Source organism: Brevundimonas aurantiaca, assembly GCF_014199955.1.
Taxonomy (GTDB): domain Bacteria; phylum Pseudomonadota; class Alphaproteobacteria; order Caulobacterales; family Caulobacteraceae; genus Brevundimonas; species Brevundimonas aurantiaca.
Map to the genome: position 1 here is coordinate 726,819 of NZ_JACHOQ010000001.1, position 23,417 is coordinate 750,235.

Annotated in this window: 24 protein-coding genes; 13 read left to right on the plus strand and 11 right to left on the minus strand. The window is 67.3% G+C overall.

Annotated elements, in window-relative coordinates:
* Nucleotides 1–82: 82 nt before the first annotated feature.
* The 3 genes from GGQ93_RS03530 to GGQ93_RS03540 form a co-directional block, all read right to left on the minus strand.
* Nucleotides 83–2,950, minus strand: a complete 2,868-nt coding sequence (locus GGQ93_RS03530; protein WP_224764403.1) for a TonB-dependent receptor — start codon at nt 2,948–2,950, stop codon at nt 83–85.
* Between the two features lie 251 nt (nt 2,951–3,201).
* Nucleotides 3,202–3,777, minus strand: coding sequence for an HD domain-containing protein (locus GGQ93_RS03535; protein WP_183215134.1), 576 nt, complete (start codon nt 3,775–3,777; stop codon nt 3,202–3,204).
* A 38-nt stretch (nt 3,778–3,815) separates the two neighbouring features.
* Complete coding sequence (locus tag GGQ93_RS03540) at nt 3,816–5,954, minus strand: phosphocholine-specific phospholipase C (protein WP_183215135.1); 2,139 nt, start codon at nt 5,952–5,954, stop codon at nt 3,816–3,818.
* A gap of 184 nt (nt 5,955–6,138) precedes the next feature.
* On the opposite strand from GGQ93_RS03540, the gene GGQ93_RS03545 reads away from it, so the two are divergent.
* Nucleotides 6,139–6,858 carry a UTRA domain-containing protein gene (locus GGQ93_RS03545; RefSeq protein WP_054766720.1) on the plus strand — a complete coding sequence of 240 codons (720 nt, stop codon included), beginning with the start codon at nt 6,139–6,141 and terminating at the stop codon, nt 6,856–6,858.
* 12 nt (nt 6,859–6,870) lie between these two features.
* On the opposite strand, the gene phnX is transcribed toward GGQ93_RS03545, so the two are convergent.
* Both phnX and GGQ93_RS03555 read right to left on the minus strand, forming a co-directional pair.
* Entirely contained in the window at nt 6,871–7,671 is an 801-nt protein-coding gene (gene phnX / locus GGQ93_RS03550) for a phosphonoacetaldehyde hydrolase (RefSeq protein WP_183215136.1), read from the minus strand.
* 2 nt (nt 7,672–7,673) lie between these two features.
* Nucleotides 7,674–8,801, minus strand: a complete 1,128-nt coding sequence (locus GGQ93_RS03555) for a TIGR03364 family FAD-dependent oxidoreductase (RefSeq protein WP_183215137.1) — start codon at nt 8,799–8,801, stop codon at nt 7,674–7,676.
* 71 nt (nt 8,802–8,872) lie between these two features.
* On the opposite strand from GGQ93_RS03555, the gene GGQ93_RS03560 reads away from it, so the two are divergent.
* Nucleotides 8,873–10,159, plus strand: coding sequence for a DUF5690 family protein (locus GGQ93_RS03560; protein WP_260171162.1), 1,287 nt, complete (start codon nt 8,873–8,875; stop codon nt 10,157–10,159).
* 257 nt (nt 10,160–10,416) lie between these two features.
* Nucleotides 10,417–11,934, plus strand: coding sequence for a DEAD/DEAH box helicase (locus GGQ93_RS03565; RefSeq protein ID WP_375782437.1), 1,518 nt, complete (start codon nt 10,417–10,419; stop codon nt 11,932–11,934).
* Between the two features lie 105 nt (nt 11,935–12,039).
* Here the strand turns inward: GGQ93_RS03565 and GGQ93_RS03570 are convergent, their stop codons facing one another.
* On the minus strand, nt 12,040–13,392 hold the full coding sequence (locus GGQ93_RS03570; protein ID WP_221233505.1) for an OmpP1/FadL family transporter: 1,353 nt from the start codon (nt 13,390–13,392) through the stop codon (nt 12,040–12,042).
* Between the two features lie 328 nt (nt 13,393–13,720).
* On the opposite strand from GGQ93_RS03570, the gene map reads away from it, so the two are divergent.
* The 8 genes from map to GGQ93_RS03610 all read left to right on the plus strand — a co-directional run bounded on the left by map (nt 13,721) and on the right by GGQ93_RS03610 (nt 18,999).
* Nucleotides 13,721–14,539 carry a type I methionyl aminopeptidase gene (gene map, locus GGQ93_RS03575; RefSeq protein WP_054763879.1) on the plus strand — a complete coding sequence of 273 codons (819 nt, stop codon included), beginning with the start codon at nt 13,721–13,723 and terminating at the stop codon, nt 14,537–14,539.
* A gap of 51 nt (nt 14,540–14,590) precedes the next feature.
* Nucleotides 14,591–15,322 carry a RadC family protein gene (gene radC, locus GGQ93_RS03580; RefSeq protein ID WP_183215140.1) on the plus strand — a complete coding sequence of 244 codons (732 nt, stop codon included), beginning with the start codon at nt 14,591–14,593 and terminating at the stop codon, nt 15,320–15,322.
* Nucleotides 15,322–16,326 (plus strand): glycosylasparaginase, encoded by a 1,005-nt coding sequence (locus GGQ93_RS03585; RefSeq protein ID WP_152948863.1) that lies wholly within the window; start codon nt 15,322–15,324, stop codon nt 16,324–16,326. Before radC ends, GGQ93_RS03585 begins: the two co-directional genes overlap by 1 nt.
* The gene (locus GGQ93_RS03590; RefSeq protein ID WP_183215141.1) at nt 16,323–16,883 is read left to right on the plus strand and encodes a GNAT family N-acetyltransferase; all 561 of its coding nucleotides are present in this window, start codon (nt 16,323–16,325) and stop codon (nt 16,881–16,883) included. Before GGQ93_RS03585 ends, GGQ93_RS03590 begins: the two co-directional genes overlap by 4 nt.
* Nucleotides 16,884–16,957: 74 nt before the next feature.
* The gene (locus GGQ93_RS03595; protein ID WP_054763938.1) at nt 16,958–17,200 is read left to right on the plus strand and encodes a BolA/IbaG family iron-sulfur metabolism protein; all 243 of its coding nucleotides are present in this window, start codon (nt 16,958–16,960) and stop codon (nt 17,198–17,200) included.
* A gap of 4 nt (nt 17,201–17,204) precedes the next feature.
* A complete protein-coding gene (locus tag GGQ93_RS03600) occupies nt 17,205–18,092 on the plus strand; it encodes an aldo-keto reductase family protein (RefSeq protein ID WP_183215142.1) in 888 nt (295 codons plus the stop codon).
* A gap of 89 nt (nt 18,093–18,181) precedes the next feature.
* Nucleotides 18,182–18,544 carry a Grx4 family monothiol glutaredoxin gene (gene grxD / locus GGQ93_RS03605; RefSeq protein ID WP_183215143.1) on the plus strand — a complete coding sequence of 121 codons (363 nt, stop codon included), beginning with the start codon at nt 18,182–18,184 and terminating at the stop codon, nt 18,542–18,544.
* Nucleotides 18,544–18,999: an acyl-CoA thioesterase gene (locus tag GGQ93_RS03610; protein WP_183215144.1), complete on the plus strand. Its 456-nt coding sequence runs from the start codon at nt 18,544–18,546 to the stop codon at nt 18,997–18,999. The genes grxD and GGQ93_RS03610 overlap by 1 nt, the downstream gene beginning before the upstream one ends.
* Here GGQ93_RS03610 and GGQ93_RS03615 read toward each other — a convergent pair.
* Nucleotides 18,983–19,363 (minus strand): hypothetical protein, encoded by a 381-nt coding sequence (locus GGQ93_RS03615; protein WP_152948867.1) that lies wholly within the window; start codon nt 19,361–19,363, stop codon nt 18,983–18,985. The two genes, GGQ93_RS03610 and GGQ93_RS03615, sit on opposite strands and share 17 nt — an antisense overlap.
* A 269-nt stretch (nt 19,364–19,632) precedes the next feature.
* Between GGQ93_RS03615 and GGQ93_RS03620 the strand changes: the two genes are divergently transcribed.
* Nucleotides 19,633–20,730 (plus strand): NADH:flavin oxidoreductase/NADH oxidase, encoded by a 1,098-nt coding sequence (locus GGQ93_RS03620; RefSeq protein ID WP_152948868.1) that lies wholly within the window; start codon nt 19,633–19,635, stop codon nt 20,728–20,730.
* A gap of 7 nt (nt 20,731–20,737) precedes the next feature.
* On the opposite strand, the gene GGQ93_RS03625 is transcribed toward GGQ93_RS03620, so the two are convergent.
* On the minus strand, nt 20,738–21,106 hold the full coding sequence (locus GGQ93_RS03625) for a hypothetical protein (protein WP_182714204.1): 369 nt from the start codon (nt 21,104–21,106) through the stop codon (nt 20,738–20,740).
* Nucleotides 21,107–21,313: 207 nt separating this feature from the next.
* A complete protein-coding gene (rpsD, locus tag GGQ93_RS03630; RefSeq protein WP_054763944.1) occupies nt 21,314–21,931 on the minus strand; it encodes a 30S ribosomal protein S4 in 618 nt (205 codons plus the stop codon).
* A 247-nt stretch (nt 21,932–22,178) separates the two neighbouring features.
* Between rpsD and GGQ93_RS03635 the strand changes: the two genes are divergently transcribed.
* On the plus strand, nt 22,179–22,394 hold the full coding sequence (locus GGQ93_RS03635) for a hypothetical protein (protein ID WP_054763945.1): 216 nt from the start codon (nt 22,179–22,181) through the stop codon (nt 22,392–22,394).
* 60 nt (nt 22,395–22,454) lie between these two features.
* Here GGQ93_RS03635 and GGQ93_RS03640 read toward each other — a convergent pair whose 3' ends face one another.
* Together GGQ93_RS03640 and GGQ93_RS03645 are read right to left on the minus strand one after the other, a co-directional pair.
* On the minus strand, nt 22,455–23,072 hold the full coding sequence (locus GGQ93_RS03640; protein WP_152948870.1) for a superoxide dismutase: 618 nt from the start codon (nt 23,070–23,072) through the stop codon (nt 22,455–22,457).
* A gap of 108 nt (nt 23,073–23,180) precedes the next feature.
* Nucleotides 23,181–23,405 carry a hypothetical protein gene (locus GGQ93_RS03645; protein ID WP_054763947.1) on the minus strand — a complete coding sequence of 75 codons (225 nt, stop codon included), beginning with the start codon at nt 23,403–23,405 and terminating at the stop codon, nt 23,181–23,183.
* Nucleotides 23,406–23,417 lie beyond the last annotated feature (12 nt).

Sequence of the window (23,417 nt, forward strand, 5' to 3'; positions counted from 1 at the left end):
CAGTTTGGCGTCAGGGTTTGACGGGCTGAGCGAAGTCCGGCTGGAGGGAACGTCCCCCAGCCGGTTTCGCCCAGGTTCTGGATCAGTAGGAATAGGCCAGGCGGACCAGGAAGTTCCGGCCGGGTTCCATATAGTCCTTCTGATAGGAGGGGCTTTCGCCCTTGGTCGTATAGTAGCGGTGGCCGTCCAGGATGTTCTGGACGTCGAAGTCCATCGTCAGGCCGGGACGGAAGGTGTAGCGCGAGTGGAAGTCCAGGCTCTTGTTGGGCTGGACCCATTTGTCCACGGCGTTGTCACGCAGGTCTTCGATATAGGCGCCCTGATACTGATAGGACAGCCGGGCTTCGAAGCCGTACTTCTGATAGGTCAGAGAGGCGTTGTAGATCAGATCCGGCGCCTGGATGAAGGAGATCTTGCGCCCCCTGCGGTAGTCCAGACCCGTCTCGGCCTCGCTGACCTGGCGGGTCAGATTGGCCTCGACCCCGAAGCCGTCGAAGGGCGCGGCCATGCCCTCGAACGACTTGATCAGGTTCAGCTCGACGCCCGTGATCCGGGCCGTCTCACCGTTCTTGGGCTGAGTGATGGTGATCACGCCTTCCTGGGTGGGAGCGTCGACCGCGCTGCCGTTGGTGAAGATGAAGTGGTCGATCTTCTTGTGGAAGACGCCGATCGACACCAGGCTGGAACGGTCCGGGTAATATTCAGCCGAAACGTCCAGGTTCAGGGCCTCGGCCGGTTTCAGGTCGGGATTGCCCTGGCTGATGGAGACGATCTCGCCCAGGGTCTCGCCCGGCCTCGGCTTTGCCCGGCCGACGCTGACGCCACGCGAGATGTTGCTGAACTCGGGCCGGGAGAAGCTGGTCCAGATCGCGCCGCGATAGACGAAGTTTTCCGACGGGCGATAGATCGCCGTCACGCTGGGCAGGACGTTGGTGTAGTGGCTGTCGGTGTCGCCGAAACCGCTCCGGTCGCCGTCTTCGATCCAGTTGGTGTTGGTGACTTCCGTGTGTTCGACCCGCACCCCGGCGACCACGTCCAGATCGTTGAGCTGGAAGCTGGCCAGGCCGTAACCGGCGTAGATGGTCTCTTCGCCGCTCTTGTCGCTCGAGTTCAGATCGGCGTAGGAATAGTTGACCGGATTGGCCTTTTGGGCGGCCTCGATGGCGGCCGTCACCTTGTCGCGGTTCAGGATGGCGCCGTAGTAGTAGCGGCCGTTCAGAACGTTGCGGACCTCGCGGTCGATCAGGCCCGACTGACCCAGACTCTTGCCCGCCAGCGGCGTGTTGTCGAACGAACCGCCCCAGATCGGGGTCGAGTCGTACTCCCGCTCGGACCGCAGGATCTTCACGCCCGCCTTCAGATGACGGACGAGGCCTTCCATCTCATAGACGGCGTCGAACTTGAACGCCGTGCGCGCGTCGGTCTGTTTGTCGCGGCTGCGGCCGCCGCCGTCATAGGGCAGCAGATTGGGATCGTTCGGCGCGTTCTGAGCGAAGGCCGGCAGTTGCGGCATGGGGAAGCGCGGATCATAGGACGACCACAAGAGGCCCGTCTGGTTGAACGGCGCCGAGCAGGCGTCGCAGTTGTACCCGATGGAGAAGCTGTCCGGTCCGCCCTTTTCGCCGGCGCTGTAGCTGAGGTCATAGTCCAGGGTCAGGCGGTTCAGACGGCTCTGGCCGCCCAGATTGATGGTGCCCAGGGTCGAGGTCTGGTCCAGGGTCTGGAAGGTGCGGGCGAACTGGAAGGTCTCGGGCTTCCAGACGCCGGACCGGCCGAACAGGGACCAGTAGGACGAGCTGCTCTGACGGTCCGCGTCCGTGATCACGCCGTCAGCGTCGAAGTCTTTGATCTGGGCGGTGGTGTAGCTGTAGATGCGGCCCTTGGCGCCGAAGCCGACGACCGCATTGTCCGGCTGGATCAGGCTGGTGTCTTCCAGATCGACCTGTTGCAGGCGTTTGGTCTTGCGGCTGCGGAAGTCGGTGTAGTCATTGGTGCCGGTCCGTTCCAGACGGCTGTACTGACCGCGCAGATAGAAGTCGTTCGTGTCCCCACGATAGTCGATCGAGAAGTTCCCGCCGAACCGCTCTTGCTCGATGCGACGGTAGTCCAGGTCGATGCCCGGCAGGTACATCGAACGCTCGTCGATCTCTTCGGTGCTGTTCCGACGCCAGCGATAGGGCTCCCACTCGCCGTCGTTCTCGGTCTCTTCGTTCAGGCCGTTGCTCTTGCCGTAGTTGAAGGAGACGAAGGCGCCGAAACGGCTGTCGGACGGCAGGCGGCTGGCGAAGTCCAGCTGGACCTGACCGGCGCCGTCCTTTTCATCCTGCTCGCGGGCGCGGTCGTTGATCCCATAGCTGAGGAAGGCGCGCGCCACCGGGCGGGCGAAATCGAAGGCCGTGGGGGTCTGGAAGTTGACGGAGCCGCCGATGGCGTCGCCGTCCATGTCCGGCGTCAGGGTCTTGGAGACGGTGATGCTCTTCAGGCCGTTGGGCGGCAGGACCGTCATCGACATCTTGCGGCTGTCGGGATCGGTCAGGGCGACGCGGACGCCGTTGATCGAATAGGCGTTGAAGGTGCCGGCCAGGCCGCGCACCGAGACATATTCGCCTTCGCCCGTCTCCTGGTTCACGACGACGTTGATGCCGGGCGCGCGGGCCAGGGCGTCGGCGACATTGGCGTCGGGCAGCTTGCCCAGGTCGTCGGACGAAATCACGCTGGAGACCACGCCCGAGCGGCGCTGGGCCTCGATGGCGTTGGCGGTGCTGAGGCGCTGGCCGGTCACGACGACCTCCTCCACCTCTGCGGGCGTGGATTGCGGCGCGGCGGTCTGGGCGTGGGCGACGCCCGCGACCAGGGCGGCGGAACCCGCCAGGAGGACGGCGCGCAGGCCGGTCCCGGCGGTGGTGTGACGATGAACGGCCCGTTCCTGGGCCATGAGATGACGCGACATGACTGTCTCCATTGATCCTGATGTGTGGTCGGATCGGCCATCGAGGTCCGCTCAAGGCAGGCGTCAGCGATCAGCGACGCGCGGGCGCGCCCTGACTGCATCAACCGCTCGACCCAGACCCGGGCCGAAAACTATTGGATTGCGACGGCGCCGCCGGAACCGGCGGGCCGATGTCTTTCGCTCCGTCTATCCGGAGCGGTGACGACTGGACCCTTCACTCATTCAACAACCCCCATTCGTTGAAATGAAAACTAGGCTTCCGCCCTGCGGTTGATCAGGTCGCAGAGAAGCTGGCGATAGGCCTCGAAACCGGCGACCTCGACGCCCTGGGCCTTGCCCAGTTCGTCGTAGCGGCGCAGCCGAAGGGCGGCCTCGGCCGCCGGCAAGGCCATGAATTCCTCCACCTCGGCCGGGCTCATCGGTCCGCCCTGCAAGGCCAGGCTCTGAAGCGAGGCGGCGCTCAGCCGATCGACATAGCCCGGCGCCGTGGCGGCCAGACACCGTTTGGCCGCCACATGCAGCCGGACCGGCTCGGTCACTTCAGGTCCAAAGGCGCGGGCCAGATAGCCGGCGCTGATCTGTTCGTGCCGGGTGTCGATGCCCCGATCGGCGGCGTCCTCGCCGGCCTTCTGCATCATGTGGCCGACGTCGTGCAGCAAGGCCGCCGCCACCAGGGCGGGCGGAGCCCCGTCCGCCTGGGCATGGTGCGCCGTCTGCACCGCATGCTCCAGCTGGGTGACGTCCTCACCGTAATGCAGCCCGCCCAGCCGGGCGAAAAGGTCCGAAAGTTCGGAAACGAAGGCGTCGGCGTCCACGGGAGAGGTCATCAAATTTCCGTCGTAAGCAGCGGTCGAAAGGGCGGAGTTCACAGGCGCATCCGCCCGATGGCCGGATCGGTGCGGCTGGAGCGGCCGGTCTCCACATGACCGGCCAGCCTCTGGATGAAGGTCGGATCATCCTCCAGGCTCACCTTCAGGTCGTACCAGTGGTCGCTGCCGCGCAGATCCCAGGTCGACTGCGACGCTGCGCCGGGCCGGACGGTCAGCCGACGCCGCGCCTCGCCTTCGGACAGGGGATAGGCAGGGTCCATGTCCAGCACCGCCAGGGCGGCTTCCTCGCCCGTCCCCGTCAGGCCCACGGTCAGCACACCCCTGGCGTCTGTGGCGATCGTGACCTGCGGCTGGGGCTGGGCGGTGTCGCCCGCGAAGCGGCGGTAGAAGCCGTTAGGGCCGTGGACCGTCAGATCATAGGGGCCAGGCCGGCCGGTGTTCCAGTGTCCGGCCGCATAGGTCTCTCCGGCGGCGAGGGTGAAGCGCCAGGGGCCTGCGCGATCGGTGGCGTCGAACACCTGGAAGACCGCGCCGGTGCGGCCGCGGTTGACCAGGTCGATCCAGACAGCCCCGTCGGCGACGCGGGCCTGGGCGGCCAGATCATAGGGCAGAGGGCGGGCGCCCCGCTGCGGCCCGTCCTGAACGGCCGGAACCTGGCGCTCGGGGATCCGCAGGGTCGGCGCGGCCTTGGAGCGGGCGACCCGCTGCATGTAGTCGGCCGTGGCGGGCAGAGACAGGGCGGCCCAGTCCTGGTTCGGACGCGCAAAGTCGAAGGCCGACGTCAGGTCGCCGCAAACCGTCCGACGCCAGTCACTGATGTTCTCCTCCCGAACGCCGAAACGCTTTTCCAGGAACTGCAGCGTCGAGGTGTGGTCGAACACCTCCGAACAGACGAAGCCGCCGCGGCTCCAGGGCGAGACCACGATGGCGGGCACGCGGATGCCCAGACCCAGAGGATGGGCGCCGCGATGGGCCGCATCGGCGTCAGGCCCATAGACCTTGGCCTCGCCGGCGACCGAGACGGTGCTGTGGCCCTGGTCCGGCGTCAGGGGCGGCATCGGGGGCTGGATATGGTCGTAGAAGCCGCCGGCCTCGTCATAGTTGACGATGAAGACAGTCTTGGAGAAGACCTCCGGGTGATCGACCAGGGCCTCGATCAGCTGGGCGCAGACGTGCTCGCCCTTGGACGGCTCGGCGTCGGGATGTTCCGACAGATCCCGCGCCGTCACGATCCAGGACACCTGGGGCAGGCGCCCGCCCGCTATGTCGGCGCGGAAGGCCTCCACCAGCTGCTCGCCGTCCGAACGGGTGCGGTCTGCGCCGGTCTTATGCTCCGACACCCAGGACCGGCCGCGCTCATACAGGGGCGAATCCTTGGGGCACGGCCGGAAAGGTTTGAACACCGACAGGATGTTGTCGCCGAAATTGTCGTACTCCTGATAGACCTTCCAGCTGACGCCCGCCGCCTGGAGCCGTTCGGCGTAGGTGGTCCAGTCGTGCGGCCCCTTCTCCATGACCCTGTCTTCGGCCATGTCGGCGCTGGGCGTCTCGTCCTCGCCGTAGTTGCTCATCTCCGGGTCGCCGCCGACCTTTCCGCCGCCGTTGCAGCCGGTCCAGAGGTGCAGCCGGTTCGGATAGGTCTGGGTCAGGGTCGAGCAGTGATAGGCGTCGCAGACGGTGAAGGCGCTGGCCAGGGCGTAGTAGAAGGGCAGGTCCGAGGCCTTGTAATAGGCCATCCGCTTGTGCAGCTCGCCGGAATGGCCCCACTGGTCATAACGGCCGCCGTTGACGATGGTGACGGCGGCCTTGTGGCCCTGGTCCGACCCGTCGACCGTATAGGCGTTGGTGGTGCGGGAATCCCCATGGAAGGGAATGACGAAGCCGTCGGGGTGCTGGTCGCTGGGCTGACGCCAGACGCTGGCCCCGCCGGGCAGCCGTTGGGGGCGCGGATCGCCGAAGCCGCGCACCCCGTTCAGCGCGCCGAAATAGTGATCGAAGGCGCGGTTCTCCTGCATGAAGATGACCACGTGTTCGACGTCCATGATGGTGCCGGTGGCGTTGTTGGCGGGAATGGCCATCGCCTTGCGCACCGTGGCGGGCAGCAGGTTCAGGGCCGCGCCGGCGGCCGCGCCGCCCAGAGCGCCCCGCAGGAAAGACCGACGATCATTTGACATGGATCAAATCCCCCTCTTCATTTTTGGTATAGACCAGAAGGGCGGTCACCTTCGGCGAAATTTTCATGAAGCTTGCGCGGCGGATGTCTGAACCATCCGTGGGCGGACCCGGCTCGCTTGACCCGCAATGCTCGAATTCGCATCTTCCGACCGGGCGGGAATCGACCGTCGTTTGAGCGATTCCATGACGCAGCCGGACAGTCTCCATTACCTCGGGGTGCGCGACGCCATCGCCGCGCGGATCGCGGGCGGAGAGTTGAAGCCGGGCGAACGCCTGCCCTCCGAACGTCAGTTGCAGGTCGGCGGCGGCGTGGCGCGCGGCACGATCCGCGAGGCCCTGTTCCAGCTGGAGGCCGAGGGGGTCATCTATCGAAAGGACCGCAGCGGCTGGTACGTCTCTCCCCCGCCCGTCGTCTATGATCCGACGCGCTGGGAGGGCTTCATGTCCTATGTGGAGGCCCAGGGACGCCGGCCGACCACCGAAACCCTGAGCAAGACCGAGATCGCCTGCACCCCGGTTCTGGCGCCGATCTTCGGCCGTCCGGTGGGGGCCCCCATGTACCGCATCCGCCGCCGGCGTTCGGTCGACGGCCGCGCGGTTCTGGTGGAGACCATCGTCGTGGACGCCGCCATGGCCCCGGACCTGCTCAGCCATCCGCTGGACGGCTCCCTGACCAGCGTGCTGAAGTCCGCCTACAACATCGCCGTGGCCCGCAACCGGGTGGACATGCAGCCCTGCGCCCTGACGCGCGGCGAGGCCGAGGCGTTACAGGTCAAGTCGGGCCTGCCCGGCCTGAACGTGGTCCGAACCAGTTATGACGCCCAGGGCCGGGTGGTCGAGTTCGACCGCGAATACTGGCGCCACGACGCCCTGAAGATCAGCGTCGACATCCGGGTGCGTTAAGCCCTCGGGCGATCAGGCCCGGCGCGCCGCCTCGGCCTCCAGGGCCGGGATCAGATCCGCCACCGTGTCGATGACCCGGTCGGCGCCCGCCTCCAGCAGACGATCGGCGGCCGCGGCCAGCCGGGCCGCCCGGTCATCGGCGTCCAGCTCAGCCAGGGCCTGGGCCGTCAGCCCCGTCAGATTGCCGGACGCGGCGACCCCGATGGTGAAACAGCCGGCGTTGCGCCCCTCGGCGATCCCCACCTCGGCGTCATCCACCTTGACCACGCGCGACAGGGGCCAGACGCCCAGATCGGCGCAGGCCTTGTAGATCATCAGGGGCGACGGCCGTCCCTGAGGCGTCTCATGGGCGCAGACCACCAGATCGGGGGCGTAACCCTGGTCAGCCGCACGGGGCAGGACCACCTGCATCATCTCGCGCGTATAGCCGGTGCAGGAGGCGATCTTCAGACCCTCGCCCCGCAGCCGATCGACCACCTCGGCGGCGCCGGGGATCAGGTCCGCCGTTTCCTGGGCCAGGCGGATCATCGGCTGCTGGAGTTCGCCCATGACCCGTTCGATCGCCGCCGTATCGGGCGCCGCCCCGTGCGCCGCCCGCCAGGCCTCATTGACGCGGGGCTGTTCGAACAGGGCCCGCACGTGATCGGCCTTGGCCCGGCCCATGTCCCGGCGCGCCTCGTCCTCCGTCACGGGCGTGTCCAAGGCGGCGAAGGCCTCCATCAGGGCCAGAACAGGGGCCCGGCTGCCGAAATCGACCATGGTGCCGGCCCAGTCGAAAACGACCATGTCGAAACTGTCGCGGATGGAGGTCATGGTCACGTCTCCTGAAACAGGTCTGCAATCACCTCTTCGCCGAAGGCGAAGCCGGTGGAGGCGCCGTTGCCGGCGGTGATGAGGGCCAGGCGCACGGCCGGGTGCGGCGCCGCGATCAGATCGGCCTGGGGGCCTCGGGCGTAGGTTCCGGTCCAGCGCTGGAGCACCGGCGGGGCCTGCTGTCCGGTGGCGGCGCGCCATTCGTCCAGGATCAGCTGATCGACCGCCTCGCTGGCGAAGGGGTCCGGCGTGGCCGCGTCATGGTGGCTGTCGCCCATGACCAGGGCGCCGTCGGCGTCCTGGACCGCGATCAGATGGACCCCGTTCGTCAGGGCCTGGCCCTGCTCCGCCTCCAGCCGCGCGCGCAGGGCGGCCGCCTCCGGCAGGGCGGCGTAACCGCCGTAGCGCACCAGGCCCAGGTCCGACATGACCGGAGCGGGCAGATCAAAGCCGGGCGAGGCCAGCCGCATCATCTGAAGCTTGCAGCGGGTGACCCCCGCCTGGGCCATTTGATCGGGAAACAGACTGACCAGGTCGTCGCCGGGACAGACAACGATCCGCTCGGCCTCCACCACGCCCCGACTGGTGACGAGGCGCGGCGGCTCGACGGTCTGGACGGCGGTCTGTCGCCGAAACGCGACGCCGAAGCGATCCGCCAGCCAGGCGGCCAGACGCGGGATGGCGATGCGGGAATCCACGCGCAGCTCGTGGGGGCTCCACATGGCGGCGACAGTCTGGGGGCCGATGATCTGCGGCGCGCGCGCCCGCGCCTCCTCCCCCGTCATCAATCGACACCCTTCGCCCATTTCGGTGGCCGTGAAGGCCTCCAGCACGGCCGCAGCCTCGAGCCGGCGCACGGGCAGCCACAGCCCGCGTTGCAGGACCGGCACGTCCGCCTCGCGCGCCGCCTCATCCCAGATGGCGCGGCTGCGGTGGGCGCGGCTCCAGACCTTCCCCCGCGGCTGGCCCGTGACGGTGACGAAGCCGAAATTGCGGATCGAGGCGCCGTTGGCCTGGGCGTCGCGGTCGATCACCACGACCGACAGGCCCCGCCGCGCGGCCGCCAGGGCGCAGGCCAGGCCGACGATCCCCGCCCCCACCACAGCGACGTCGTAGCGTCTCTCCGTCATCCTCGTCCTCGTCATCCAAGCGTCGCAGCAGTGGTCTAGACCACGCGAGTGCAACGGGATGATGTCAAATGATGAAACGGATGCGGTCGTGGCTGGCCCAGGCGAATCCTGTCGTCTTCGTCCTGTTCGCGGGTCTGGCGGGTTTCTGCGCCTATTTTTCCATGTACGCCTTCCGCAAACCTTTTACGGCGGCGACCTTCGACGTCGTGCCCGGATGGGACTTCGCCCTGGACTATAAGATCGCCCTGGTGATCGCCCAGGTCGCCGGCTACGCCCTGTCCAAGCTGATCGGGGTCAAGGTGATCGCCGAAATGCGGGCCGAACGCCGCGCCCTGGCCATCGTGCTTCTGATCGGGGCGTCCTGGATCGCCCTGGTGCTGTTCGCGGTGACGCCGGCGCCGTGGAACGTCGCCGCCCTGTTCCTGAACGGCCTGCCCTTGGGCCTGATCTGGGGTCTGGTGTTCGGCTTCATGGAGGGGCGGCGCACCAGCGAGGTGCTGGGCGCCATCTTGTGCGCTAGCTTCATCCTGTCTTCCGGCGTGGTGAAATCGGTCGGCAAGGCCCTGATGGAGCATCAGCACGTCAGCCCCTTCTGGATGCCGGCGACCGTCGGGGTGGTCTTCATGCCGCTGCTGGCCGTCTCGGTTTTGGCCCTGGCCGCCCTGCCCCCGCCCAGTCCCGCCGACGAGACCGATCGGGGGGCGCGCCGTCCGATGATGGCGCGGGAGCGGGCCGCCTTTCTGGCGCGCCACTGGCCGGTGCTGGTCCTGCTGATCGCCGCCTATGTGCTGCTGACGGCCTTCCGCGACCTGCGTGACAATTTCGCCGCCGAAATCTGGCGGGCCCTGGGCTATGGCGACGCGGCCTCGGTCTTCACCGCCAGCGAAGGGCCGGTGGCGGCCCTGTCCCTGGTCGCCATGGGCGTCATGATCGCGGTCAAGAACAACGGCCGGGCCCTGCTGCTCATGCACGGGGTCATACTGGCCGGTTTCGCCCTGCTGGGCCTGTCCACCCTGGCCTTTCAACAGGGCTTGATGTCGCCGATCGCCTGGATGATCGCGGGCGGCGCGGGGCTCTATCTGGCCTACACCCCCTTCAACGCCATGCTGTTCGACCGGATGGTCGCCTATTCGGGCACGGTCGCCACCGCCGGCTTTCTGATCTATCTGGCCGACGCCACCGGCTATCTGGGCAGCGTCGCCCTGCTGCTGTTCAAGAACTTCGCCGTCGTGGACCTGCCCTGGCTGCCCTTCTTCACCGGCGCCGCCTATGCGACCAGCCTTGCGGGCCTGGTGCTGGTGGGGGGCTCGGCGCTGCTGTTTCTGCGCGGACGGCGGGACGGCACCGCTTCAACTTGACTTTCGCGGCCGAAGCGCCCATTTGCGCTGCATCGCACAATCGCGATCTCCGGCGTCTCCAGCGCGTGTGGGTCCCCTTTCGGACCTGACTGTAGCAGCCGCCGGCTCCTCATAGTCATTCGCTGCCCGGACACGCGGGGCGGCGCCCGATCCACCCCGCAGGCCTCGTCTTTGAGGCTCCGTCGGGACTGGCGGTGCGCGGCCCGACGGCGTCATGCCATGGCCGATGCGCGTCGCCGCACGCGAAAGAAACTGCCGTGAGCATCACCTTCGAATCCATGGGCCTCAATAAGGCCCTCCTCCAGGCCCTGGCCTCGACCGGCTACGTCAAGCCCACTCCGATCCAGGAAAAGGCCATCCCCGACGTCATGGCCGGCAAGGACCTCTTGGGCATCGCCCAGACGGGCACCGGCAAGACGGCGGCCTTCGCCCTGCCGATCCTGCATCGCCTGGCCGAGAACCGCACCCCGCCTGTGCCCCGCACCACCCGCGCCCTGATCCTGAGCCCCACGCGCGAACTGGCCACCCAGATCGGCGACAGTTTCAAGGCCTATGGCGCGCATCTCGGCTTCCGCGTCGCCGTGATCTTCGGCGGCGTGAAGTACGGCGCCCAGGAACGCGCCCTGCAACAGGGTCTGGACATCCTGGTCGCGGCGCCCGGCCGTCTGCTGGACCATATCCAGCAAAAGACGCTGGACCTGTCCTCGACCGAGATCTTCGTTCTGGACGAGGCTGACCAGATGCTGGACCTCGGCTTCATCAAGCCGATCCGTCAGATCGTCAGCCGCATGCCGGCGCGCCGTCAGAACCTGTTCTTCTCGGCCACCATGCCGACCGAAATCGGCAAACTGGCGGGCGAACTGCTGAAGGATCCGGTCAAGGTCCAGGTCACGCCGCAATCGACCACGGTCCAGCGCATCAGCCAGTCGGTCGTCTATATTGAACAGGGCAAGAAGCGCGCCCTGCTGACCGAGATGTTCAGCGATCCCGAGTACAAGCGCTGCCTGGTCTTCACCAAGACCAAGCACGGCGCCGACAAGGTCGCGGCCTATCTGGAAGCCGGCGGGGTCGAGGCCGGCGCCATCCACGGCAACAAGTCCCAGCCCCAGCGTGAACGCACCCTGGAAGCCTTCAAGAAGGGCAAGCTGCGGGTGCTGGTCGCCACCGACATCGCCGCGCGCGGCATTGACGTCGACGGCGTCTCGCACGTGGTGAACTTCGAACTGCCGCACGTGCCGGAATCCTATGTCCACCGCATCGGCCGCACGGCGCGGGCGGGCAAGGACGGCACGGCCGTCAGCTTCGTCGCCGGCGACGAGATGAAGCTGCTGCGCGACATCGAAAAGGTCACGCGCCAGAAGATCCCGGTCGCGGACCGCCGCAACGACAAACAGCTGGCGGCCCTGGACGCCTCCATCATGGCCGCCGGTGTCGCCAAGAAGGCGACCCTGCCCGAACGTGAAGGCGGCGATCGCAACGAAGGCGGCCATGGCCAGGGACGGGGCGGCCGGGGTCGTCGCAATCCCCACCGCGACGGCGTGCGTCCGGAAGGCGGCGGCCAGCCCCACCGCCAGCGCCGCAACCGCCCCGGCGGCGAGGCGGCCGCTCCCCGTCCGGAAAAGACCTACAACCCCCTGGCCGGTGAAAAGACGACCCCGCGCGAACCGCGTCCGTCCGATGCGCGCCAGCACGAGCCCCGTCCGGTCGGCGAAATGAAGCGCCGCCCCCGTCGCCGCCCCTCCAACGGCGGCAAGGGCTACGCCGCCAAGGGGTGATCCTTGCCGACCCTTCCCTCGCTTGCGGGGGAAGGGTCAGGCAAAGAAAAACGGCGGCGCCTTTGCGGGCGCCGCCGTTGTCATGTCAGCCGGGGCTGAACGGACTTAGAAGTTCCAGGTCGCGCCCAGCGAGAAGCCGACGCCCGAACCCTTGGCCTCGCCCCGCAGGTTCGAGACGACCAGGCCGTTGTTGTACAGGTCGCGCGTGTCGTTGATCGTGGCCGTGTCGATGTCGATATAGGTCACGGCGCCGTCGAAGGTCATCGAACCGATCGTCTTGGACAGGCCGGCGGCGTACAGCCAGCGGTCACCGTCCGGGATGCGGGCGGTGCGGTGATCGTCCGGCGTCGGGGTCGGGTCATAGCCCAGGCCGGCGCGGACCGTCATGGTCGGATCAATCTTGTAGTCGAAGCCGATCGCGCCGGTGGTGACGTCGTCATAGTCCTGAACGATGGTCGAGGATCCCGTGGCGCCGTAAGCGACGCGGATGGCGTCGAACTCGCTCCAGCCGATCTGATTGACCTGGGCGTTCAGGGTCAGGCGGTCATTGACGGCGTAGCGGGCCGAGACGGTGGCGAACCAGGGGGTGGTAAAACTGGCCGTGCCGTCAGCCGAGACGTTGGCGGGAGCCAGGACGCCGGTCAGGCCCGAGATGTTCACCGTGCCGTCCAGCTCGTGCTCGATCTTGGAGCGATACGACAGACCCAGGTCCAGCTTGCCGAAATGCATCTGGGCGCCGGCGTTCCAGCCGTAGTTCCAGCCGTCGCCTTCCAGCTGGTTGCGGCCGTCGGTCGACGGCGAGACGACATAGGCGGGCGACAGGACGGCCGGGATCGGCGCGTTCGGCAGGGCCGAGGACAGGGTGGCCTTGGCGAACTGAGCGTCAAAGCCGGCGCCGATGTCCAGCCAGTCGGTGACCGTCATGGCGGCGACCAGGCTGACGTTGGCCGAGCGCAGTTCCGACGTCAGGGCGTCGTAACGGGCGAAGTCCGTCGGCTCGTACTTGGTGGTGAAGTTGTAGGGCGCCTGGACGGCCAGGCCGACGTTGAAGCGGTCGCCGATCGGCATGGAGACGGCGAAGTTCGGCACGATGCCGCTTTCGACCACCTCGTGGACGTGCGGGTCGCCGTTGACCGGATAGGTGCGGCTGACGACGCCGACGCCGGCGACCGGCACATTGTAGGTCAGGGTCGAGCCGGTGTTGTCGACGTCGGAATCCAGGACCAGGCCGTGCATGCCGACATAGAGTTCACGCTGGGTTCCGGCGATGGCGGCCGGGTTCCACCACAGCGACTGGACGCCCTTGTCGGCGCCGACGCCGGCGTTGGCGCGGCCCTGGGCGCGGGTCGATTGTTCCTGGACGTAGAAGGAGCCGGCCATGGCCGGAGCGGCGACGCCGGCCAGCAGGGCGGTCGTCAGCGCAATGCCGCCCACGCGGGCGAAATTCCTGGGAGTCATAAAAGCCATTCCTATAGTTCAGCCCCCGCCATTTACGCGGCGGTGGGTATCGGGGAGGTCGATCGCACGGCAGCGCTTTCGTCAGGAAAACGTTGCATGCGTGGCGGGTCTCCGCCCGGAAACGGGCGAAACTGTGTCTTAAAAAGCCCACATGATCACACCGGCGAGAGGTTACGCCGGGGCAGGTTCATTCGGATGAACGACAGTGTCGCGCAATACACAGTCATTCTTTCCGCAACGGAAGGAATCCTTGACCGCCCCACATTCGCCTTGCCTATCCGTGATAGGATCGCCATCTGAAGCCGCTTCCGTCGCCGAATAGAGCCCCATGTACGAAACGCCCGAACTGGAAACCGACGCCCTGGTCCGCTCCAGCGCCATCCGCATCCATCAGGCGGAGGATTTCGAAGGCATGCGCAAGGCCGGGCGTCTGGTCGCCGAGGCTCTGGACATGATCGCCGCCCATGTGAAACCGGGCGTGACGACAGGCGCGATCGACGACCTGATCCGCGAATTCACCCTGGACCACGGGGGGCTGCCCGCCTGCCTGGGCTACAAGGGCTATGAGAAGACCGTCTGCACCTCGATCAACCACGTCGTCTGCCACGGCATCCCCGGCGACAAGGTTCTGAAAGAGGGCGACATCGTCAACATCGACCACACCGTCATCGTCGACGGCTGGCACGGCGATTCCAGCCGCATGTATGCGGTGGGCGAGATCAATGCCCGGGCCAAGAAGCTGATCGACGTCACCTATCAGTCGCTGGAGCTGGGCCTGGAGCAGGTCAAGCCGGGCAATACGTTCGGCGACATCGGCTTCGCCATCCAGAAGTTCGTCGAGGCCCAGCGGATGAGCGTGGTGCGCGACTTCTGCGGCCACGGCATCGGCCGCGTCTTCCACGACAGCCCCAACGTCCTGCACTATGGCAGGAAGGGCGAGGGCGCCGTGCTGAAGGCCGGCATGTTCTTCACCGTCGAGCCGATGGTGAACCTGGGCAAACCCCATGTGAAGGTCCTGTCCGACGGCTGGACCGCCGTGACCCGCGACAAGTCCCTGTCGGCCCAGTGCGAACACACCATCGGGGTGACGGAAGACGGGCTGGAAATCTTCACGGCCAGCCCCGCCGGCCTGTTCCGCCCGAACTGAACCCTTGATCCCCAACAGCCTTCCGCTCAGGTTGCGAAGGCTGGAGGGGACATGGCGGAAGATCAGACACCCGAACCCAAGACGCGGCCGCGCCACAGCGGTCATCGCGACCGGCTGCGCGAGCGGGCCGCCAAGGGGGGTCTGGACGCCCTGCCCGACTATGAGCTGCTGGAACTGCTGCTGTTCCGCAGCGTGCCCTATAAGGACACCAAGCCGCTGGCCAAGGATCTGCTGGCGCGGTTCGGCGGGCTGGAGGGCATCGGCGCCGCCAGCCACGAGGCGGTCGAGGATCAGGTGGCGCGTTCCCTGGGCTATGCGCCCGGCAAGGCGACGCGGGCGGTGGCGCTGGACCTTCAGCTGATCTTCGACGTGACGCGGCGGATCGCGCGCGAGCCGACGGCGAAACGGCCCGTCATCTCGTCCTGGAGCGCCCTTCTGGCCTATGTGCGCGTGGCCTTGCAGCACGAGCCGCGCGAGCAGTTCCGCGTCCTCTACCTGGACAAGAAGAACCAGCTGATCCTGGACGAGGTCCAGAACAGGGGCACGGTGGATCACGCGCCGGTCTATCCGCGCGAAGTGGTGCGTCGCGCCCTGGAGCTGTCGGCCAGCGCCCTGATTCTGGTTCACAACCACCCTTCCGGCGACCCGACGCCCAGCCGCGCCGACATCGAGATCACCAAACAGGTTGTACAGGCCGGCCGCGCCCTTAATGTCGAGGTTCACGACCATCTGGTCGTCGGCCGCGAAGGGGTGGCCAGCTTCAAGCAACTGGGTCTGATGTGATGATCAATCTGTCGCGCCGCAGCCTGATCGCCGCGTCCGGACTCGCCGCTGCGGGGGCCGCAGCCGCTGGATCGGCCTTGGCCGAAGCGGCGCCCGTCGTCATGGCCTCGACCTGGGACTTCGGCGCGGCGGCCAACGCCGAAGGCTGGAGGGTGCGCCAGAGCGGCGGCTCGGCCCTGGACATGGTCGAGGCGGCGGCCCGCGTGCCCGAGGCGGACCCGACCAACGCCTCGGTCGGCCTGGGCGGCTATCCGGACAGGGACGGCCATGTGACCCTGGACGCCGTGATCATGGACGACGCCGGCGGTCTGGGCGCCGTCTGCGCCCTTGAGGACGTGGTTCACGCCGTCTCGGTCGCGCGCCGTGTGATGGAGAAGACCCCGCACGTCATCCTGGTCGGGGCCGGCGCGCGGGACTTCGCCCTGTCAGAAGGGTTTGAGACGACGAATTTGCTGACGCCCCAGGCCGAGGCCGCCTGGCGCGAATGGCTGAAGACCGCCCGCTACGCCCCGCGCGCCAACAGCGAGAACGACGACTGGCGCCGGGCCGGCGCCGGCGGGGTTCTGGATCATGACACCATCGGCGTCCTGGGCCGCGACGCGACCGGCCGCATGGCCGGGGCCTGCACCACCTCCGGCATGGCGTTCAAGATGCGCGGCCGCGTGGGCGACAGTCCGATCGTGGGCGCCGGCCTGTTCGTCGACGGCGAGGTCGGCGCCGCCACGGCGACCGGGGTGGGCGAAGAGGTGCTGCGGGTCTGCGGCGCCCACGCCGTGGTCGAGGCCATGCGTCACGGAATGGACCCCGCGACCGCCTGTCGGCAGACGATCGAACGGATCGCCCGGCTGCGGGGGCGGGCCGTCGCTGAGGCCCAGGTCGGGCTTCTGGCCCTGACCAAGGCGGGGCGCGTCGGGGCCTTCGCCCTTCAGCCCGGCTTCACCTACGCCGTCACACGCGCCGACGGGGGGACCGAAATCTTGAACGCCGAAAGCCTGTTCGGATGAACCGGCCGACCCTGACCACCGAGCGGCTGGTGCTGACGCCGGTCGATCTGGCCGACCTTGAGGACCTGCAAGCCCTCTGGGCCGATGCGGACTTTACGCGCCACATCACCGGCCGTCCCATGACCACCGAGGAGGTCTGGTTCCGCCTGCTGCGCGACCTGGGCCAATGGGGCGTAAGGGGCTACGGCAGTTGGACGATCCGCCTGATCGAAGGCGGCGCCTATGTGGGCAATGTCTCGATCCTGGATCATCGACGGCTGATCGATCCGCCGATCGACGATCCGGAACTGGGCTGGGGCCTGGCGCCCGCCTTCCAGGGACGGGGCTTTGCGAAAGAGGCCCTGGAGGCGGCCCTGGCCTGGGCCGACGCCCATCTGAGGGCGGCGCGGACCCTGTGCATGATTTCGCCCGACAATCTGGCCTCCGTTCGCCTGGCCGAGCGGGTCGGCTACCGCCCCTATCGGCGCACCACCTATAGGGACGAGCCGGTTCAGCTGTTCGAACGACCCGGGGGTGCGAACTGGGCGCGAACTGAGCGCGAACCGGGTGCAGGCTGACCGAACCGGCCCCGCCGTAGTCCGTCGTTAAGGTTTATGGGGCAGTCTGACGCGACCAGATCGAAGGCCCGCCCATGCCCATGTCCGTCGAAACCCTGCGTCGGCATCTGATCGACGCCTTTCCCGACGCGGAAATCGCCATCGAAGACCTCGCCGGGGACGGCGATCATTATCGCGCCCGCATCGTTTCCAACGCCTTTGCGGGCCTGGCGCGCGTGCGCCAGCATCAGTTGGTCTACGCCGCCCTGAAGGGACAGATGGGCGGCGCCCTGCACGCCCTGGCCCTGGAAACCTCAGCCCCGTCCGACAAGGGGTGATCGGATGCGCTATCGTCCCTTCGGCGCCTCGGGCGCGGCGATTTCCAATCTGACGCTCAGCTTCGGCCCCGGCTGCCTGGCGCGGGGACGCGAAGCGGCGCTGGACCTGCTCTACTCGGCGCTTGAGGCGGGCATCAACGCCTATCGGCTGGAGACCGCCGATTCCGTTCTGGCCGAGATTCTGGGCGAAGCCCTGTCCCACGTGGACCGCAAACTGGTGTGCGTGGCCCTGACCCTGGGCGCCGACCGCGACTTTTCGGCCGAAGCCATGACCGCCGCCCTGGATCGCGTGCTGCACTTCTCGCGCCTGGGCTGGATCGACATCGCCATCCTGCAGGAACCGGGGGAACACGAACTGTCGCAACAGGCGCTGAACGCTCTGAAGGCGGCGCGCGCGGCCGACCGCGTCAAACTGCTGGGCGTGGCGGGTTCGGGCGACGTCATGGACGCCTACATCTCCACCGGCGCCTTCGACGTCCTGGCGACGCCGTTCGACATCAATGCTGACTGGAAGCGGCGCAACCGCCTGCGCGCCGCACGCGAACAGGACATGGCCGTCATCGCCTATGACTTCTACACCGACCGTCGCGCCAGGCCGCGCGGCCCAGAGACCGTCGCCAAAAAGGGCCTGTTCGGTCTGGGCGCGTCCAAGCCGCCGCAACGTTCTGGCGGACCGGACGCCTTCGGCTTTCTGTATCGCACCCCCGGCTGGTCGGCCGAGTCCATCTGCCTGGGCTATGTGCTGACTGAGACGACGATCTCCAGCGTCATCGTGCGCGCCACCGACCCCGACCATCTGCGGATCTTGGCCGAGACGCCCGAGCGCGATCTGCCCCCGTCCCTGGCCGCCCAGATCGAAATGGGTCGCGTCGCCGCCTCGGCCGCGGCCTGACTGAGCGCGTCAGAACCGCCTCGGTTCGCCGCGCCTTGACCCGGCGGCCCCCTCTCCCTAGCTGACGGTCTTCGCGAAAGGCTTCTCCCGTGACCGACACCGTTTCCGCCGACCCCGTCCACACCTTCATCAGCGACACCGTGAGCCAGCACGACGTCGTCCTGTTCATGAAGGGCACGCCGGACCAGCCGCGCTGCGGCTTCTCGTCCCTGGCGGTGCAGATTCTCGACCATGTGGGCGCGCCCTTCGTCGGCGTCGACGTCTTGCAGGACGAGGCCCTGCGCGAAGGCGTCAAGACCTTCACCGACTGGCCGACCATTCCCCAGCTCTATGTGAAGGGCGAATTCGTCGGCGGCTCGGACATCGTGCGCGAGATGTTCCAGGCCGGCGAGCTTCAGGCCCTGATGGCCGAAAAGGGCGTGGCCCTGGACGGGGGCGCGGGCGAGGCCTGATGGCGCGTCCCGCCCTGACGCCGCGCGAGGACCGGGAGGTCTTCGTCGTCCCGCTGGAGGTCCGGCCCGACCATATCGACGCCAACGGCCATGTGAACAATGTGGTCTATGTCGGCTGGCTTCAGGACGTGGGCACGGCCCACTGGAACGCCCGGTTCGACGAAGAGACGCGGGCGCGCTGGTCCTGGGTCGCCCTGCGGCACGAGATCGACTATCTGCGCGCCATAGAGCCGAATGCGACCGGCGTCGCAGCCCGGACCTGGGTCGGCGATCCCCAGGGGCCGCGGTTCAACCGCTATGTTCGGATCGAGGACGGCCAGGGCCGGCTGTGCGCCCAGGGCGTGTCCGAATGGTGCCTGGTGGACGCCGCCACCTTGAGGCCGCACCGCATCCCCCCTCCGATGGTCGCCGTCTTTTCGACGACGACCGAGGCGACGGCTATTTCAGCGGATTGACGATGCGGGCCGGGGTTCCCGGCTCCAGACCCAGTTCGGCATAGGTCCAGCGCAGTTCGACCCCGTCGGGAACCAGGGCCTTGCACAGGTCCTGTTTGGTCCGGCGCAGGGTGATTTCGGTCGGATCATTGTCGGCGATCGACACTTCGAAATCCGACGCCTGGGTGCAGCCGTTGGAATCGACCCGCGCCACCAGGGCGCCGTCGGCGAAGCGGGCTTCGCGGATGGCCTCCGCCGGAGGCCCGTCCCTGCGCGAGACGTTGACCGAGACATTCTCGCCGGCCTCGCTGTCATAGATGACGCAGCCGGCCAGCAGCGGCGCGGCCAGGGCGCCGACCGCCAGGATACGCAGCCCCCGCATCATTGGTCGGACGCCGGGGTGGTGATGACCCGGGTGGTCGGCTTTTCGGTCGAAACGATGATGCAGCCCGACAGCAGCGGGGCGGCGATGGCGATGGCGAGAGCGAGGCGAAGCATTGGTGTTCCCCAGTTGAAGCTTGAGCCTTTTGTGACGCGCTCACCGCCGCCACACACGTGAATTTTCGGCAAGCCAGGTGAACAATCGGAAAGGTCGGGCTTGATCCGCTTCGAAACAGACATAGTTGCAGTCGCCGCCCACCGGACCTGCCCGCCATGAGCCGCCTCTTCTCGCCCCACGCCCTCGGCCCCCTGACCCTGCGCAATCGCATCGTCGTGGCGCCCATGTGCCAGTATTCCGCGATCGACGGCGCGCCCCAGCCCTGGCACCACCAGCACATCGGCCGGCTGGCCCTGTCCGGCGCCGGCCTGGTCATCATCGAGGCGACGGGCGTCACGCCCGAGGGCCGCATCACCCCGGACGACGTCGGCCTGTGGAACGACGAACAGGCCCAGGCCTTCGCCGACATCCTTCGCGGCGTGCGGACCTATTGCGACACTCCGATCGGGATTCAGCTGGGCCATGCGGGACGCAAGGCCTCGACCGCCGCGCCGTGGAAGGGGGGCGGCCCTCTGGCGGCCGAGGACGGAGCCTGGACCACCTACGGCCCCTCGGCCCTGCCCTTCCGCGAGGATTGGCATACCCCGTTGGAGATGACCGAGGCCGACATGAACCATGTGGTCGCCGCCTTCGAGGCGGCGGCGCGCCGGGCGGACCAGGCAGGCTTCGACCTGGTCGAACTGCACGCCGCCCACGGCTATCTGCTGAGCGAATTCCTGTCGCCCCTGTCGAACCGCCGCACCGACGCCTACGGCGGCTCCGCCGAGAACCGGGCGCGCTTTCCCCTGCGCGTCGCAAAGGCCTTGCGCGAGGCCTGGCCTCGGACCAAGGCCGTGGGCGCGCGCTTCAACGGTTCGGACTGGGTCGAGGGCGGCGTGGCGCTGGAGGAGGCCGTCGCCTTCGGCCAGGCGCTGCACGGCTTGGGTTACGACTATCTGCACCTGTCCTCGGGCGGCAACGTCCCCCGCGCCCCGATCCCCGGCGACCAGCCCGGCTATCAGGTCCGCTTCGCCGAGGCGGTCAAACAGGCGGCGCCCCAGGCCAGCGTCATGGCCGTGGGCATGATCTTCGATCCCCACCAGGCCGAGGCGATCGTCGCCTCGGGACAGGCCGATCTGATCGCGGTGGCCCGCGCCGTGCTCGACGATCCCAACTGGGCCCATCACGCCGCCGTCGCCCTGGGTCAGGACGAAGGTCTGCCGCCCCAGTACGAACGCGCCGGCAAGGCCCACTGGCCCGGATACGGCCGCTGAGGGCCGATCAGGTCTGGGGCAGCTGATAGGGATTGTTGACGCTGACGGGGGAGCCGGGCGCCAGGCCCAACTCCTCGAACGACCATTTCAGCTCGACACCGCGGATCGAGGGCTTGTCGCAGGTGTCCTCATCGATCCGGCGCAGGGTGATGATCGCGTCCCCGCCCTTGATGCTGACGATGGGGATCAGATCCTCCTTGCGGGTGCAGCCGTTGGAGCTGACCCAGAAGACCGCCTGGTCCTTGGTGAAGGCCGCTGCATGGATCGGCTCCAGGGCGCCGGGCATGCCGACGGTCGAGACGGTGGGCCCGTCCAGACCGCCCGCACAGGCGGCCAAGCTCGCCGATGCGGCGGCGATCAAAGCCAAGCGTTTCATGATGGAGTCGTGCAACGGACGACCTCCCCTGCCTCAAAGCCTGAACCGGCCGAGAATGCGCCTGTTCGCTCCTTGAGGGAACAGCATAAAGACGAAGGGCCCCGGACGAATCCGAGGCCCTCAACTGAACACTTCAAAGGGACGACCAAGGGGCTCAAGTAGCCCGAAGGGCGATAGCCCCCTTGAAGAAAGCTTCGTAAGCTCGGCTTACGAAGCGTAGTATTCGACGACCAGGTTCGGTTCCATCTTGACGGCGTAGGGCACGTCCGACAGTTCCGGCACGCGGACGTAGCGGACGGCGAACGAACGGTCCGACAGTTCCAGATAGTCCGGCACGTCGCGTTCCGACGACTGCTGGGCTTCCAGCACCAGGGCCATGTTGCGCGACTTTTCCTTCACCGAGACGACGTCGTCGGGCTTCACGCGGTAGGAACCGATGTCGACCTTCTTGCCGTTGACCAGGACGTGGCCGTGGCTGACGAACTGGCGGGCGGCCCAGACGGTGGGCACGAACTTGGCGCGATAGACGATGGCGTCCAGGCGCGATTCCAGCAGGCCGATCAGGTTTTCCGAGGTGTTGCCCTTGCGGCGAGCAGCCTCGTCATAGGTCTTGGCGAACTGCTTTTCGGTGATGTTGCCGTAGTAGCCCTTCAGCTTCTGCTTGGCCTTCAGTTGCAGGCCGAAGTCAGAGACCTTGGACTTGCGGCGTTGGCCGTGCTGACCGGGACCGTAGGAACGCTTGTTGACCGGAGACTTGGCGCGACCCCACAGGTTTTCACCCATGGCGCGGTCGATCTTGTATTTGGCGCTGTGGCGCTTGGACATTCTATTCTCTTTTCGACGATGCGGCCCGGCGTCCCCTGAATTGGGGATGCGATCTCAACGGCGGTCCACGCATCTTCCGTCATGAATCCCGCCTGCGGCGAACCGAGGCGTGGAAGGCGGCGCTTATGGCCATGCAGACTGTCGGAGTCAAGTCAGACAGGCCGTTAAGCACGATGGCGGGGAACCAAGCCGGGCCTCGCTTCTTTCCTGTTCCGACGCAGACCGCCGAGGAGAAGGGAGGATTGAAATGCGAACCGACGCCCCGCGCTTTCAGGCCGGCCTGTCCGACCGCGGGTTCGAGACGCTGAAGCGCCGACTGGTTGATCTGGTCGAGCCGCTCAGCGACCACCAGCTGCTGGATCTGGCCGACGGCATCCACGACCTGCTGCGCCAGCGCCGCACCGTGCGCCGCCATCACGCCGAGCGGATGAACGACCGGCTGCGCGACGGCCTGCCCATCTGACGAAAACACCCGCCGGAGGTCTCTCCGGCGGGTGTTGGTTCGGCTTGCCTAAGCCCGCCGTTATTGGGCGACCGCGGCGGCGTACAGTTCGTTGACCTTATTCCAGTTCACCACCGTCCAGAACGACTTCAGATAGTCGGCGCGGCGGTTCTGGTATTTCAGATAATAGGCGTGTTCCCAGACGTCGGCGCCCAGAACGACCTCGCCCCGCTCCTCGACCACATCCATCAGCGGATTGTCCTGGTTCGGGGTGGAGGTGATCTTCAGCTTGCCGTTCTGCACGATCAGCCAGGCCCAGCCCGAGCCGAACTGGGCGGCGCCGGCGGCGTTGAAGTCTTCCTTGAACTTGTCCATGCCGCCCAGGTCGCGGTCGATGGCGGCGGCCAGCTCGGCCGAGGGTTCGCCCGTCTGACCCGCCGGGGCCAGCAGTTCCCAGAACAGGCTGTGGTTCCAGTGACCGCCGCCGTTGTTGCGCACGGCCTTGGGCGCGGTCGAGATGCTGGTGAAGATCTCTTCCAGAGTCTTGTTCTGAAGCGAGGCGTCGGCGTCGACCGCCTTGTTCAGATTGTCGACATAGGTCTGATGGTGCTTGTCATGGTGGAAGGTCATCGTCTCCTTGTCGATGGCCGGCTCCAGCGCGTCATAGGCATAGGGCAGCGGGGGCAGGGTGAAGGCCATGGGGAGTTTCCTCTCGCGACAGATTTCCGATACGCCTCATCTAGGCGCCCGTTCGTGAAACCCAAGCGACGACGCCCGGATTCGTTCCGACTTATCGACCGGGAACGGTCAAGCTGGCAAGTTGGACTTCAGACAGTCGCGCACGGCCCGTTTCAGATCGCCCGACGCATTGGGCTCGTCCACCCCTTCCGCAGCGAGGACCGCCCGCACGGCGGCGTCCAGCCCGCCCGGCAGGGCCGCGATCACGCGCTTTTGCCCCTTCTCATGCAGGCAGAACCCCACCTCGCGACACAGGGCGGAAAACATCGGCTCATAGGGATCGGGGGCGTTCATGCCGTCCCCTTA

What these genes read in the sequence shown, in the direction of transcription:
- GGQ93_RS03570 (WP_221233505.1), bottom strand. Translation starts at nt 13,392, where the DNA reads ATGACTCCCAGGAATTTCGCCCGCGTGGGCGGCATTGCGCTGACGACC.
- GGQ93_RS03590 (WP_183215141.1), top strand. Translation starts at nt 16,323, where the DNA reads ATGAACCGGCCGACCCTGACCACCGAGCGGCTGGTGCTGACGCCGGTC.
- GGQ93_RS03610 (WP_183215144.1), top strand. Translation starts at nt 18,544, where the DNA reads ATGGCGCGTCCCGCCCTGACGCCGCGCGAGGACCGGGAGGTCTTCGTC.
- GGQ93_RS03635 (WP_054763945.1), top strand. Translation starts at nt 22,179, where the DNA reads ATGCGAACCGACGCCCCGCGCTTTCAGGCCGGCCTGTCCGACCGCGGG.
- GGQ93_RS03585 (WP_152948863.1), top strand. Translation starts at nt 15,322, where the DNA reads ATGATCAATCTGTCGCGCCGCAGCCTGATCGCCGCGTCCGGACTCGCC.
- GGQ93_RS03595 (WP_054763938.1), top strand. Translation starts at nt 16,958, where the DNA reads ATGCCCATGTCCGTCGAAACCCTGCGTCGGCATCTGATCGACGCCTTT.
- GGQ93_RS03625 (WP_182714204.1), bottom strand. Translation starts at nt 21,106, where the DNA reads ATGAAACGCTTGGCTTTGATCGCCGCCGCATCGGCGAGCTTGGCCGCC.
- GGQ93_RS03615 (WP_152948867.1), bottom strand. Translation starts at nt 19,363, where the DNA reads ATGATGCGGGGGCTGCGTATCCTGGCGGTCGGCGCCCTGGCCGCGCCG.
- GGQ93_RS03555 (WP_183215137.1), bottom strand. Translation starts at nt 8,801, where the DNA reads ATGACGGAGAGACGCTACGACGTCGCTGTGGTGGGGGCGGGGATCGTC.
- GGQ93_RS03545 (WP_054766720.1), top strand. Translation starts at nt 6,139, where the DNA reads ATGACGCAGCCGGACAGTCTCCATTACCTCGGGGTGCGCGACGCCATC.
- map (WP_054763879.1), top strand. Translation starts at nt 13,721, where the DNA reads ATGTACGAAACGCCCGAACTGGAAACCGACGCCCTGGTCCGCTCCAGC.
- GGQ93_RS03535 (WP_183215134.1), bottom strand. Translation starts at nt 3,777, where the DNA reads ATGACCTCTCCCGTGGACGCCGACGCCTTCGTTTCCGAACTTTCGGAC.
- GGQ93_RS03620 (WP_152948868.1), top strand. Translation starts at nt 19,633, where the DNA reads ATGAGCCGCCTCTTCTCGCCCCACGCCCTCGGCCCCCTGACCCTGCGC.
- radC (WP_183215140.1), top strand. Translation starts at nt 14,591, where the DNA reads ATGGCGGAAGATCAGACACCCGAACCCAAGACGCGGCCGCGCCACAGC.
- GGQ93_RS03540 (WP_183215135.1), bottom strand. Translation starts at nt 5,954, where the DNA reads ATGTCAAATGATCGTCGGTCTTTCCTGCGGGGCGCTCTGGGCGGCGCG.
- GGQ93_RS03640 (WP_152948870.1), bottom strand. Translation starts at nt 23,072, where the DNA reads ATGGCCTTCACCCTGCCCCCGCTGCCCTATGCCTATGACGCGCTGGAG.
- GGQ93_RS03560 (WP_260171162.1), top strand. Translation starts at nt 8,873, where the DNA reads ATGAAACGGATGCGGTCGTGGCTGGCCCAGGCGAATCCTGTCGTCTTC.
- GGQ93_RS03600 (WP_183215142.1), top strand. Translation starts at nt 17,205, where the DNA reads ATGCGCTATCGTCCCTTCGGCGCCTCGGGCGCGGCGATTTCCAATCTG.
- GGQ93_RS03645 (WP_054763947.1), bottom strand. Translation starts at nt 23,405, where the DNA reads ATGAACGCCCCCGATCCCTATGAGCCGATGTTTTCCGCCCTGTGTCGC.
- GGQ93_RS03530 (WP_224764403.1), bottom strand. Translation starts at nt 2,950, where the DNA reads ATGTCGCGTCATCTCATGGCCCAGGAACGGGCCGTTCATCGTCACACC.
- rpsD (WP_054763944.1), bottom strand. Translation starts at nt 21,931, where the DNA reads ATGTCCAAGCGCCACAGCGCCAAATACAAGATCGACCGCGCCATGGGT.
- phnX (WP_183215136.1), bottom strand. Translation starts at nt 7,671, where the DNA reads ATGACCTCCATCCGCGACAGTTTCGACATGGTCGTTTTCGACTGGGCC.